The sequence below is a fragment of the Variovorax sp. W1I1 genome, from assembly GCF_030815625.1.
GTDB classification, from domain to species: Bacteria; Pseudomonadota; Gammaproteobacteria; order Burkholderiales; family Burkholderiaceae_C; genus Variovorax; species Variovorax paradoxus_C.
In genome coordinates this window covers 6,266,578-6,278,547 of the sequence record NZ_JAUSWZ010000001.1, presented here as the reverse complement: position 1 = coordinate 6,278,547, position 11,970 = coordinate 6,266,578, and the positions used below count along the sequence as shown (strand labels likewise).

Sequence of the window (11,970 nt, the reverse complement as noted above, 5' to 3'; positions counted from 1 at the left end):
CAGCGATGCACACGCCCGACTTCACCACCATCGCCTGGCGCGGCCGCGCCGTGCAGGTCGAGTGCGCGTGGATCGCCCCCGAGCGCACCGACGCTCCGCTCATCGTCTTTTTGCATGAAGGCCTCGGCTCCGTCGCGATGTGGAAGGATTTCCCCGCGCAAATCTGCGAGGCCGCCGACGCCCGCGGCCTCGTGTTCTCGCGTCCCGGCTACGGCCGCTCCACCCCGCGCGAAGACAACGAGATCTGGGACGTCGACTTCATGCACCGCCAGGCGCACGAGGTGCTGCCTGCCCTCTTCACCGCCTTGAAGCTCGACCACGAAAAGCCCTGGCTCTTCGGCCACAGCGACGGCGGCTCGATCTCGCTGCTGTATGCCTCGCGCTTTCCCGAGCGTGTGTCGGGCCTTGTCGTACTGGCCCCGCACATCTTCGTGGAAGACGTGACGGTCGCGAACATCGAGCTGGCCCGCACGGCCTACCTCTCGACCGACCTGCCGAAGAAGCTCGCCCGCTACCACGACAGTGCCGATTCCGCCTTCTGGGGCTGGAACCGCATCTGGCTGCATCCGCCCTTTCGCGACTGGAACATCGAGGCCGAACTCGACGCCATCCGCTACCCGGTGCTCGCCATCCAGGGCATCGACGACGAGTACGGAACGCTCGCGCAGGTCCGCGGCATTGCCGCGCGCGTCGCCGGCGATTGCGAACTGGTGGAAATCCCTGAATGCGGGCATTCCCCACATCGCGATCAGCCGGAACGTGTCACCGTCGCAACCGCCGCTTTCATCACCAAAAACAGGAGACAGACACCATGACGACCATCCGCACCGCGCGCCTCGCGCTCACCGCCATCGCCTTCGCCGCCCTCGCCTCGGCGGCCGGCGCCCAGGGCACCGGCAAGCTCAAGGTCGGCCTCATGCTGCCGTACAGCGGCACCTACACCGCGCTGGGCGTGGCCATCGAGAACGGCTTCAAGCTCTACGTTGACGAACAGGGCGGCAAGCTCTCGGGCCGCGAGATCGAGTACTTCAAGGTCGACGACGAATCGGATCCCGCCAAGGCAACCGACAACGTCAACAAGCTCATCAAGCGCGACAACGTCGACGTGATCGTGGGCACCGTGCACTCCGGCGTCGCGATGGCGATGGCCAAGGCCGCCAAGGAAAGCGGCACCGTGCTGATCGTGCCGAATGCCGGCGCCGACGCGGTGACCGGCCCGATGTGCGCGCCCAACATCTTCCGCAGCTCGTTCAGCAACTGGCAGCCGGCCTTCGCGATGGGCGAGGTCGCGGCCAAGCAGCAGGGCAAGAAGAAGGCGATGACCATCACCTGGAAGTACGCGGCCGGCGACGAGTCGGTCAACGGCTTCAAGGAAGGCTTCGAGAAGAACGGCGGCAAGGTCGACAAGCAGCTCACGCTGCCCTTCCCCAACGTGGAGTTCCAGGCGCTCCTCACCGAAATCGCGGCGGCCAAGCCCGATGCGGTGTACGCCTTCTTCGCGGGCGGCGGCGCGGTGAAGTTCGTCAAGGACTACCAGGCTGCGGGCCTCAACAAGACCATTCCGCTCTACGGCCCGGGCTTCCTGACCGACGGCACGCTCGATGCGCAAGGCGACTCGGCACAGGGCATGCTGACCACCCTGCATTACGCGGACGGCCTCAACACCGCGCGCGACAATGCCTTCCGCGTGGCGTATGCCAAGTCGTTCAAGCTGCAGCCGGACGTGTATGCGGTGCAGGGCTACGACGCGGCACAGATGCTGGGCGTGGGCCTCGCGGCGACCAAGGGCGACATCTCGAAGAAGGCCGAGTTCACGGGCGCCATCGAGAAGGCCAAGATCGACAGCCCGCGCGGCACCTTCACCATGAGCAAGTCGCACAACCCGGTGCAGGACATCTACCTGCGCAAGGTGGATGGCAAGGAGAACAAGCTCGTGAGCACCGCGATCAAGGGCCTGGCAGATCCGGCACGCGGCTGCAGGATGTAAGCCGCGCACCGCACGCATTCCACGTCATTTCCCAAACGTTCGTTCCACACCACCCCACCACTATCACCACCGTTCGGGCTGAGCCTGTCGAAGCCAGGGCACAACCCTGGCAAGCCTTCGACAAGCTCAGGCCGAACGGATCGTCGAATGGATGGTGAGGGGCCTTCGTCTTTGCTTCCAACCGGTATCACCCTGTGGATTTCGGAACCTTCCTCGTCCAGTGCCTGAACTCCGTTCAGTACGGACTGCTGCTCTTTCTCGTGGCGTCGGGCCTCACGCTGATCTTCGGGATCATGGGCGTGATCAACCTCGCGCACGGCAGCTTCTACATGATCGGCGCGTATCTCGCGTTCTCGCTCGCGCCGCTGTTCGGCGACCAGTTCCTGCTGATGCTGGTGGCGGGCGTGGTGCTCGCGGCGATCTTCGGCTACCTGCTCGAATGGGCGTTCTTCAGCTACCTCTACCAGCGTGACCACCTGCAGCAGGTGCTCATGACCTATGGGCTCATTTTGGTGTTCGAGGAGCTGCGCTCCATCCTCGTGGGGAACGACGTGCATGGCGTGAAAGTGCCCGCCTGGCTGGACGGCAGCTTTGCGCTCGGCAACGTCATGAGCTACCCGTGGTACCGGCTCTTCGCATCGGCCGCGTGCATCGTGCTCGCGGTCGGCCTGTACTGGGTGGTGAACCGCACGCGGCTGGGCATGATGATCCGCGCCGGCGCGAGCAACCGCGACATGGTGCGGGGCTTGGGCATCGACGTGAAGCGGCTCTACCGCATCGTGTTCGCGGCGGGCGTGGCGCTCGCCGCGTTGGCCGGGATGATCGCCGCGCCGATGTCCTCGGTGTACCCCAACATGGGCGCGAGCGTGCTCATCATCTGCTTCGTGCTGGTGGTGATCGGCGGCATCGGCTCGATCACCGGTGCGCTGCTGGCCTCGCTGCTGGTGGGTTTTGTCGACACCTTCGGCAAGGTGTTCTTCGCGGATTTGAGCGGCATCGGCATCTACCTCTTGATGGCCATCGTGCTGATCTGGAAGCCCGAAGGGCTGATGGGGAGGCGGCCATGATGAAGAAGGGTGCATTCCTCGTGCCCCTGGCCTGCGCGCTGCTCATCGGCATCGCCGGCCCGTTGATGGGCAACTACGCCTCGGACTTCGTCGTGAAGGTGATGATCCTGTCGATCTTCGCGCTGAGCCTCGAACTGCTGGTCGGCATGACCGGCCTCGTGAGCCTGGGCCACGCAGCGTTCTACGGCATCGGCGCGTACGTGACGGTGCTTGCATCAGGCAGCGAAGGCGGCAACTTCGCGCTGCTGCTGCCGATGGCCATGGGCGCAGCGGCGCTCTATGCGCTGTTCGTCGGCGCCTTGAGCCTGCGCACGCGCGGCGTGTACTTCATCATGGTCACGCTGGCCTTCGCGCAGATGGCCTTCTTCGTGTTCCACGACACGAAGGTCGGCGGCGGCAGCGACGGCATCTACATGTACGTGCGGCCCGCCATCGGCGCACTCGACCTGGAGAACCGCACGGTACTGTTCTACGTGGTGCTCGCGTCGTTGGTGTTCACCTACGGGCTGCTCGCTCTGATTCGCCGCTCGCGCTTCGGCGCGGCGCTCGCGGGCATCCGCGTGAACGAGCAGCGCATGCGCGCTGCGGGCTTCCCGGTGTACGGCTACAAGCTCGCGGCCTTCGTGCTGGCGGGTGCGCTGGCGGGGCTCGCTGGCTTTTTGCTCGCTTCGCGCGACGGGGTGGTCAACCCCGAGTTGATGGCCTGGCACAACTCGGGCGAGGTGCTGCTGATGGTGATCCTCGGCGGCCTCGGCCACCTGCGCGGCGCGGTGATCGGCGCGATCGCGTTCACGCTCTTGAAGGAAATCTTCTCGACGCACGCCGTGATGGGGCCGCTCGCGGACCACTGGCAGCTCACGCTGGGCATCGCGATCATCGTGTTCGTGGCGTGGTTGCCGAAGGGGTTGATCGGCCTCGTGAAGCGCATCTCGCCGAAGGAGGCCGCATGACCCGCTTCCATCTTCTGTCTTTCTCCCTCCCCTTCCGGGGGAGGGCGGGGGTGGGGGCAAGCGGCCTTCGCAAAAGCACCATGTCCGCCAGCGCCGCTTGCCCCCATCCCAACCTTCCCCCGGAAGGGGAAGGAGCAATGCCATGAACACCACTGCACTGCTTTCCGTCGAAGGCCTCACCCGCCGCTTCGGCGGCCTCACCGCGGTGAACGCCGTCACGCTCGACCTGCACGTCGGCGAAGTGCATGCGGTGATCGGCACCAACGGCGCGGGCAAGTCCACGCTCATCAACATGCTCTCGGGCGAGATCGAGGCCTCCGAAGGCCGCATCGCGCTCGACGGCATCGACATCACGCAGCGCGCGCAATCGAGGCGCGCGCGCGACGGCGTGGGCCGCAGCTACCAGCGCACCACCATCTTTCCGGAGTTCAGCGTGCACGAGAACTGCCGGCTCGCCGCGCAGGCCGCGACCGCGCGGCCTTGGTCGATCTGGCAGGCCTCGCAGCGGTGTGCGACAAGCAACGCTGCGGCCGATGCGGCGCTCGAAGCCGCGGGTCTTTCGAACGAAGCCCTGCGCATCGCGGGCACGCTGAGCCACGGTGCGCAGCGCCAGCTCGAAGTGGCAATGTGCCTCGCGACGAATCCACGCGTGCTGCTGCTCGACGAACCGCTCGCGGGCATGGGCGCCGAGGAAACCGACCGCATGCTCACGCTGCTCGCGCGGCTGAAAGCCACGCACGCGATCCTGCTGGTGGAGCACGACATGGATGCGGTCTTCCGCATCGCCGACCGCATCACGGTGATGGTGAACGGCACGGTGATTGCGACCGGCGACCCGACATCGATTCGCGAGAACCCCGAAGTGCGCACCGCCTACCTCGGAGAAGACCACTGATGCTGATCGTCCGCGACCTCAACACCTACTACGGCAACAGCCACATCCTGCGCGGCGTGCATGCCGGCATTCCGACGGCCACTTCGGTGGGCCTGCTCGGGCGCAACGGCATGGGCAAGACCACGCTCATCCGCAGCATGATGGGCTACGTGCGCCCCGCCTCGGGCGAAGTGCAGGTCGATGGCCGCACCGTCACCGGCTGGCCGCCCGAGAAAATGGCGCGCCTTGGCATCGGCTACGTGCCCGAGGGCCGCGGCATCTTCCCGAACCTCTCGGTGCGCGAGAACCTCGTGATGAGCGAGCGCGCGGGCATCGACGGCCGTCGCGCCTGGACCTTCGACCGCGTGATGGCGACCTTTCCACGGCTGGCCGAGCGGCTCTCGCACGGCGGGCAGCAGCTCTCGGGCGGCGAGCAGCAGATGCTTTCCATCGGCCGTGCGCTGATGACCAATCCGCGTTTGCTGATCCTCGACGAGGCGACCGAAGGCCTCGCACCGCTCATCGTCGCCGAGATCTGGCGCGTGATCGGCGAGATCCGCAGCACCGGCATCGCCACGCTGATCGTGGACCGCGACTACCGCAAGGTGCTCGCGCACACCGACCTCGCGGTGGTGATGGAGAAGGGGCAGATCGTGCGGCACGGGGCGTCGGCCGATCTGCTGGCCGAGCCGCAGGCGCTCGAGGAGCTGCTGGGCGTCTAGGCGCGTGGTGCAGCCATTCAGATATGGCATGCTTTTGCGATGAAGCTGAACTACACCTTTTCCGTTGCACCGCCTCCCTTCCCCAAGGAGGTTCGTATCGCTGGTGTGGTCCAGCACACCTACAACGAGTTCATGCTCGACCTTCCCGACCACTGGAAGACGATGCCGGGTCCGGATGCGAACTCCCTCAATTTCTACTCAGAGCACGTGAAGGCCGCCATCGTCCTGAGCGTGCAGTTCTACGAGGTGCCTGGAGACAAACGACAAGGGCTGGCAGAGGTTTGCATCAAAAGCCGCATCGAGGCGCACGAGCAGCAATTTCCTGGTCGCGTGGAAGTCCTGCAGCAATCGATCCGGCCGCACTCGGGAGGCGTCGGCCTTGAGATGAGCTACGTGGCAGAGGTCGCGAACGAAAACGTCTTTCTCTTCGTCGGCTACGTGACCAACCGCAAAGTCCTCAATCTGTTGATGGTCTGTGAGCCAGGCAGGGAGGCTGCCGGGCAGCTTTTCAATGCCACCATGGCGACCTTTCGGCCGAAGCTGCCTTGAGCCAATGATCGATGCGGCGTAATGATGCCGCTCCTCGTCGAGGCTCGCCCCAGGCTTGCAGGCAGATGGGAAGAAATCCAGGCTGAGTGGGCCGACGAGCTTCGCTGCCGCATAAGGCGGCGTTCGCCGACTTTGTTCGACATCTGTGCAACCTACTTGTCACAGGCAACGAACCAGCACTGCAACACGTCTTCGAGGTCGTGGAGAGGTTTCATGTCCCCCGCGCTGTTCAAGAAGAACCTGCTACCAATCAGCGCGCGGTTCTGGAAAAAGTTGCACGCCATCTGGCATGAAGGGAAAGTCTTTCTCCGACCACTAGCAGCCCACTGCCCTCAGGCCTCGGCCTTCGCCAGCGTTACGCAGCGCGCTGCGCCATCAGGAAATCGATGAACACCCGCATGCGCAGCGGCACATGGCGCCCATCCGGGTACAGCAGCGTGTACGGGCGCGAGCGGCCCGCGAACGGTTTCAGCACCTCGACGAGCGAGCCGTCGGCAAGCTCCTTCTCCACCACGAAGCGGTAGGTCTGGAACAACCCGGCGCCGCTCTTGGCGAGCGTGACGCCGCCGAGCACGTCGTCGGAGCAGCTGTAGGCGCTGTCCGCGAGCACCTCGCGGTCCTTGCCGTCTTCCTTGAAGAGCCATGAGATGCGGCGCCCGCTGCTGGGCAGCTCGAACTGGATGCACTCGTGCGCGACGAGGTCGTCCGGCGTGCGGGGCGTGCCAGTCGCCTTCAGGTACTTGCGCGTCGCGACCACCACGAGCGCCGCGTCCTCCAGGTGCCGCGCGATCAGCGTGGAGTCGGGCTGGGCGCGCACGCGCACGGCCATGTCGTATCCCTCTTCGACGAAATCGATGTTGCGGTTGCTCAGGTGCACATGCAGCCGGATGTCGGGATAACGTTCGCGGAACGCGGACAGCATCGGCAGGATGCGGTGGTGGCCGTAGGTGGTCGGCACGCTGATGCGCAGCGTGCCCGAGGGCTGCGCCTGCTGGCCCATCACTTCGCGCTCGGCCTCGGCGAGTTGCGCGAGCGCCTGGCGGCACTGCGCGAAGTAGGAGCGGCCCGCGTCGGTGAGCCGCACGCTGCGCGTGGTGCGCACGAACAGGCGAAGACCGAGTCGTTTCTCCAGTCGTGAGATCGATCGGCTCACCGCCGCCGGCGTCACGCCCGCGGCGAGCGCCGCCGAGGTGAAGCCGCCCGTCTCCGCCGCGAGGCAGAAGAGTTCGATGCTGCCAAGGAGGATGTCGCCGAACTGCCGTTGCATGGATTGATTACTCCACGTATCAAGTGAAGTGCGAGTCTAGCGATTTATCTACGGCTGCGTCATCAATACAGTTCTCCTCACCTCATCAACTCTTCTGGAGAACCGACATGCAAGACAGCACTTCACCTTCCACCGTCGTCATCACCGGCGCCTCGAGCGGCATCGGGCTGGGCCTTGCGGCGGCGTACCTCGAACGCGGCTTCAACGTGGTCGCCGGTGCCCGCACCGACGAGCGGCTCGCCGCTGCCGCCAAGCAGCTGGGCAACCCGGCGCGCTTTCTCGGCGTCGCGGGCGACATCGCCCTGCGTGCAACGGCCGAGCAGCTCATCGACCGCGCCGTGGCGCGCTTCGGCCACGTCGATGTGCTCATCAACAACGCCGGCATCTTCAACGCCAAGCCCTTCGTCGACTACACCGAGGAAGAGCTCGACCAGCTGGTCGCCACCAACCTCAAGGGTTTCGTCTACGCCTCGCAGGCCGCCGCGAAGCACATGATTCCGCGCCGCAAGGGTCACATCGTGAACATCACCGCGGGCATCGCGCTGCAGCCGAACCTGAAGGTGCCGGCCCTGGTGCCGGTGCTGGTCAAGGGCGGCATCAATGCGGCGACGCGCGCCCTCGCGCTCGAGCTCTCGCCGCACAACATCCAGGTGAATGCGGTGGCGCCCGGCATCGTCGACACGCCGATGCACCCGGCCGAGAACCACAGTTTCTTGAGCGGCCTGGCGCCCGCCGGCCGCATCGCGACCGTGCGCGAGATCGCCGATGCGGTGCTGTACCTCACCGGCGCCGGCTTCACGTCGGGCGTGGTGCTGGCGGTGGACGGCGGCGCGAGCGCCGGCACCTGGTAATCGCCTCGCTCACGCACTCATCCACTCACCCAAGGAGCACACCATGCCTTTCGTCAATCTGAAGATCACCCGCGACGGCGTCACGCGCGAGCAGAAAACCCAGGTCATCGCCGAGTTCACCGAAGTCCTCGAACGCGTGCTGAAGAAGCCGCCGGAGTGGACGCACATCGTGATCGAGGAAATCGATACCGATGACTGGGGGTTCGGGGGCGTGACGACAACCGAGTACCGCAAGCGATTGGCGGAGGGCAAGTAGCCGGCAGCGCCTTGGCGGACTCAATGAAAAAAAGCCCGTGCGCCGGGTTCGGCGCGCGGGCTTCGCGTTCAACGCGAGGCGCTTACTGGATCACGCCCAAGTGCAGGAAGCCCCGCGTTGCGGACTGGCTGCGCGCGCCGATCAGCAGGTCCAGGCTGCGCGAACGCATCGCGAAGTAGGTGTCCGAGCCGGTGATTGCCGAGCGGATACCTTGTGGGTTGCTGGGGCCAGGGGTGCCCAGCGCGAGTGGGCCGGCAACTGCTGTCATCGGCGCCGACGACAGCGTATAGCTTGGCGATGCCACGGTGGCGAGGTCGATGGTGCCCTTTGTCGACCAGCCGCTGGCGTTGAAGTCGGCATAGCCTGTCGCAGCCGGCACGCCGATGGCCAGCACCTGACCCGAGGTGGCCGGTGAGGTCCCTGCGCTCAGGTAGATCTTGTCGCCATCGATGTTGGCAATGCCGAAGCGCCCGAGCAAGGCACCGGCGGCGTCTTTCATGAGCCACAGGCCGGTGGTGCCGTCGGCTTCGATCGAACTCGTCGACACGCTGCCCGCCGGGCAGCTCTCGATGCGGTAGATGACCAGGTCGGTGCACTGCTTCATCACCGCGCCGCCGCCCGAGATCTGGATCTGCGCAATGGCAGATTCGCGGTCGGTGCTGCTGGTGATCTCGATGCGCGCGCGGTCGTAGGTACCGTCCAGCTTGGCCTGGTTGAGCACGAACGCGCGGGTCGCAACGAAGGGCGCTGCTGCATAGGTCACCGGGGACGAAAACGCCGCGGCGAACGGGAACGCGCCGACGATGCTGTCCTGCAGCGGTTTGAGCGACGAGGTGTTGGTGCCGGTGATGCGGCTGTTGGCGATCGTCCATGCGTTGGCCGGAGCCCCGCCCGCCGTCAACGTGCCGGAAGTCTTGTCGCCGGCCGCGTCCGTCATGCTGTAGGTTGCCTTGTCGAAGTCGACGCTGAAGGTCTGGCGTGAGCCATTGGCCGCAAACACCATGTAGTCGCCATTCCGGTAATCACCCGGTTGAACCACGAAGTTCAATTCCTTCGAGCGGTCGCTGGAGGCACTGGCCACGAGCTTGAAACTGCCATCCGTCGCGCCGGAATTGGCGAAGCGCGAGATCCACTGCGTGGCAGTGGTGTCGACATCGGTGCGCGTGACGCCCGTGCCTTGTGCACTCCCGAGCCATGCGGCGCTGTCGCTTGCCTTGACCACGACCTGCTGCCCGGGCAACACGGTGTACTTGCCCGCGCCGTCCGGCGTGGCTGCGCTTCCAGCGATCTCGACCGTGAGCTTCAATTCGGCGACCGTGGGAGGCGGCGTGGGCACCACGCCGATCGGCGGCAAGACCAAACCGCCTCCACCTCCACCTCCGCCTCCCCCGCCACCACCACCGCCGCAGCCGGCCAAGCCAAAAACCAACGCCGCGACGAACGCGGTTCCAACGCTTCTCCTCATGTATCCCTCTGCTTTCGTATTGATTCGATGCGCCTGCAGCGATGCCGCAGGTCGGAAACGAATGTAACGAAAACCTTGGTTTTCGCATTCATAAGAACGCACTGGAAGTCGCCTCGACGCCACGTTGTTCGGGTGCTGGGCGAAATGACCGCAAGAAATTAAGCCAAAAGCTTTCTTCGATCGAATGTCACTCACTCGATGAAGCGCTGTAGGCCTTCCAAGTCGATCACGGTGATTCCCCCGTACTCGATCCGCAAGAAGCCCGCCTCCTTCAACCGGTTCAGCGCCGCATTGCACCGCTGCCGCGACACGCCCGAGAGATTCGCGATCTCCTCTTGCGAAGTCTGCAGATACGGCTCGCTCCCCGGATGCAGCCACGGGTGGAACAACCCGGCAAGCGCGCGCGCCACTTGGCTGTCTGCATCGAGCAGCCGGTGCGCCGCGTAGTTGCCCATGAACCAGTGCAGCCGCTCGTTGATCTGCTGCAACAAGAAATGATCGAAGCCGCGCTGCGTGCGGTGCAGCCACTCGAAGGTCTCCAGCGGCAACTGGGCAACACGGCTCGGGCGCAGCGCAATGATGTCGGCCGAGCGCGGCACCGCGCGCAGCAGCGTGCCCTCGCCGAACCAGCTGCCGACCGACAGGCCGCCGAAGGTCACCGAGCGCCCGTCGCTGGAGGTGATCGACCACTTGAGCAGCCCTTCGAGCGTGCCGTACCAGTGCAGCGGCGTGTCGCCGCGCCGGCACAGGGCGGCGCCGGCGGCCACCTCGACCTCGCGCATCTCGTCGAGCACGCGCTCGCGCGCGGCCGCATCGAGCAGCGGAAACCAGGCCGAGCCTTGCAGCAGTTGCGAAATGGTCAGCGATGCCGCCGTGATGGGCGGCTCCGCCTTCTTCGTGGGCATGGAATGAAAGCTCCTGGAGGCGCGGGTGCGTAAACCCTGAGCCCAAATGTCGTCGCGATGACTGAGTGTGCCTGCGCTCCCAAAAATAATAGCGCGCCCCTCATGCAAGACACCAGGAAAACGCCATGTCGTCCAAGCGCAAAGTGATCGTGACCATCGCCCCGACCGGCGGCATGGCGCACAAGTCACAGAACCCGCACCTGCCTACGCAACCTGCCGAGATCGCCGCCGACGTGCTGCGCTGCTGGAACGCCGGCGCGAGCGTGGTGGCGATCCATGCGCGCCGGCCCGACGACGGCGCCACCTGCAACGCCGAGGTGTACCGCGACATCAACAGCCGCATCCGCGCGGGCGGCAGCGACATCGTCATCAACAACTCGACCGGCGGCGGCGTGCACGGCGACATGGTCAAGCCGCTCGCAGGCGGCCGCTGGGAGATCGCGTGGGAGGAGCGCATCAAGGGCATGGACGCCGGCGCCGAGATGTGCACGCTGGACGCGACCACGCTGAACCTGAGCTTCGAGGGCAAGCAGATCCTGATGGACACCCCCATCACCAAGGGCCGAGAACTGGCTGCCGGCATGAAGGCGCGCGGCATCAAGCCCGAGTGGGAGGTGTTCAGCCCCACGCACATCCTGCAGGACACGACCACGCTGATCGGCGAGGGGCACGACGAGGAGCCGTACTTCATCAACCTCGTGATGAACGTGCACCGCAATTTCCAGAACGCGATGCCGTATTCGCCGCGCTTCCTGCAGATGATGGTGGACACGCTCCCCAAGGGCAGCATCTTCTGCGTGAGCGGCATCGGCCCCTCGCAACTCGAAGCCAACGTGGCGGCGCTGCTGCTGGGCGGGCATGCGCGCGTCGGTCTTGAAGACAACCTCTACTTCCGCCAGGGCGAGCTGGCCACCAACGTGCAGCTCACCGAGCGCATCGTGCGGGTGATCCGCGAGCTCGACATGGAAGTAGCCACGCCGGCCGAGGCGCGGCAGATGATGGGGCTGCCGCGCACCGGCACGCCGCGGCCCGAATTCGCGATGGGCTGATCGAAGAACGAACGAACCAACGAACAAA

At 65.5% G+C, this 11,970-nt stretch carries 13 protein-coding genes; 10 read left to right on the top strand and 3 right to left on the bottom strand.

The genetic code is table 11. The features are described from left to right. Positions 1 to 5: 5 nt before the first annotated feature. The 7 genes from QFZ83_RS29225 to QFZ83_RS29195 all read left to right on the top strand — a co-directional run bounded on the left by QFZ83_RS29225 (position 6) and on the right by QFZ83_RS29195 (position 6,149). Positions 6 to 815 carry an alpha/beta fold hydrolase gene (locus tag QFZ83_RS29225; protein WP_307512839.1) on the top strand — a complete coding sequence of 270 codons (810 nt, stop codon included), beginning with the start codon at positions 6 to 8 and terminating at the stop codon, positions 813 to 815. Next, positions 812 to 1,987, top strand: a complete 1,176-nt coding sequence (locus QFZ83_RS29220) for an ABC transporter substrate-binding protein (RefSeq protein WP_013538569.1) — start codon at positions 812 to 814, stop codon at positions 1,985 to 1,987. Before QFZ83_RS29225 ends, QFZ83_RS29220 begins: the two co-directional genes overlap by 4 nt. 194 nt (positions 1,988 to 2,181) lie before the next feature. Continuing rightward, the gene (locus tag QFZ83_RS29215) at positions 2,182 to 3,054 is read left to right on the top strand and encodes a branched-chain amino acid ABC transporter permease (RefSeq protein ID WP_042580696.1); all 873 of its coding nucleotides are present in this window, start codon (positions 2,182 to 2,184) and stop codon (positions 3,052 to 3,054) included. Further along, positions 3,051 to 4,004 (top strand): branched-chain amino acid ABC transporter permease, encoded by a 954-nt coding sequence (locus QFZ83_RS29210; RefSeq protein WP_307511875.1) that lies wholly within the window; start codon positions 3,051 to 3,053, stop codon positions 4,002 to 4,004. Before QFZ83_RS29215 ends, QFZ83_RS29210 begins: the two co-directional genes overlap by 4 nt. Before the next feature lie 142 nt (positions 4,005 to 4,146). Continuing rightward, positions 4,147 to 4,899: an ABC transporter ATP-binding protein gene (locus QFZ83_RS29205; RefSeq protein ID WP_307511873.1), complete on the top strand. Its 753-nt coding sequence runs from the start codon at positions 4,147 to 4,149 to the stop codon at positions 4,897 to 4,899. Beyond that, positions 4,899 to 5,600: an ABC transporter ATP-binding protein gene (locus QFZ83_RS29200; protein WP_013538565.1), complete on the top strand. Its 702-nt coding sequence runs from the start codon at positions 4,899 to 4,901 to the stop codon at positions 5,598 to 5,600. Before QFZ83_RS29205 ends, QFZ83_RS29200 begins: the two co-directional genes overlap by 1 nt. 39 nt (positions 5,601 to 5,639) lie before the next feature. Then, positions 5,640 to 6,149 carry a hypothetical protein gene (locus QFZ83_RS29195; protein WP_306882868.1) on the top strand — a complete coding sequence of 170 codons (510 nt, stop codon included), beginning with the start codon at positions 5,640 to 5,642 and terminating at the stop codon, positions 6,147 to 6,149. 355 nt (positions 6,150 to 6,504) lie between these two features. Here the strand turns inward: QFZ83_RS29195 and QFZ83_RS29190 are convergent, their stop codons facing one another. After that, positions 6,505 to 7,416: a LysR family transcriptional regulator gene (locus QFZ83_RS29190; RefSeq protein WP_307511872.1), complete on the bottom strand. Its 912-nt coding sequence runs from the start codon at positions 7,414 to 7,416 to the stop codon at positions 6,505 to 6,507. A gap of 107 nt (positions 7,417 to 7,523) precedes the next feature. Between QFZ83_RS29190 and QFZ83_RS29185 the strand changes: the two genes are divergently transcribed. Both QFZ83_RS29185 and QFZ83_RS29180 read left to right on the top strand, forming a co-directional pair. Next, positions 7,524 to 8,267, top strand: a complete 744-nt coding sequence (locus QFZ83_RS29185; RefSeq protein WP_307511870.1) for an SDR family NAD(P)-dependent oxidoreductase — start codon at positions 7,524 to 7,526, stop codon at positions 8,265 to 8,267. A 43-nt stretch (positions 8,268 to 8,310) separates the two neighbouring features. Beyond that, on the top strand, positions 8,311 to 8,523 hold the full coding sequence (locus tag QFZ83_RS29180; protein ID WP_307511869.1) for a 4-oxalocrotonate tautomerase family protein: 213 nt from the start codon (positions 8,311 to 8,313) through the stop codon (positions 8,521 to 8,523). A gap of 82 nt (positions 8,524 to 8,605) precedes the next feature. On the opposite strand, the gene QFZ83_RS29175 is transcribed toward QFZ83_RS29180, so the two are convergent. Both QFZ83_RS29175 and QFZ83_RS29170 read right to left on the bottom strand, forming a co-directional pair. Continuing rightward, the gene (locus QFZ83_RS29175; protein WP_307511867.1) at positions 8,606 to 9,883 is read right to left on the bottom strand and encodes a hypothetical protein; all 1,278 of its coding nucleotides are present in this window, start codon (positions 9,881 to 9,883) and stop codon (positions 8,606 to 8,608) included. A gap of 296 nt (positions 9,884 to 10,179) precedes the next feature. Next, positions 10,180 to 10,893 (bottom strand): Crp/Fnr family transcriptional regulator, encoded by a 714-nt coding sequence (locus QFZ83_RS29170; RefSeq protein WP_307511866.1) that lies wholly within the window; start codon positions 10,891 to 10,893, stop codon positions 10,180 to 10,182. A gap of 125 nt (positions 10,894 to 11,018) precedes the next feature. On the opposite strand from QFZ83_RS29170, the gene QFZ83_RS29165 reads away from it, so the two are divergent. After that, positions 11,019 to 11,942 carry a 3-keto-5-aminohexanoate cleavage protein gene (locus QFZ83_RS29165; protein ID WP_307511864.1) on the top strand — a complete coding sequence of 308 codons (924 nt, stop codon included), beginning with the start codon at positions 11,019 to 11,021 and terminating at the stop codon, positions 11,940 to 11,942. Positions 11,943 to 11,970 lie beyond the last annotated feature (28 nt).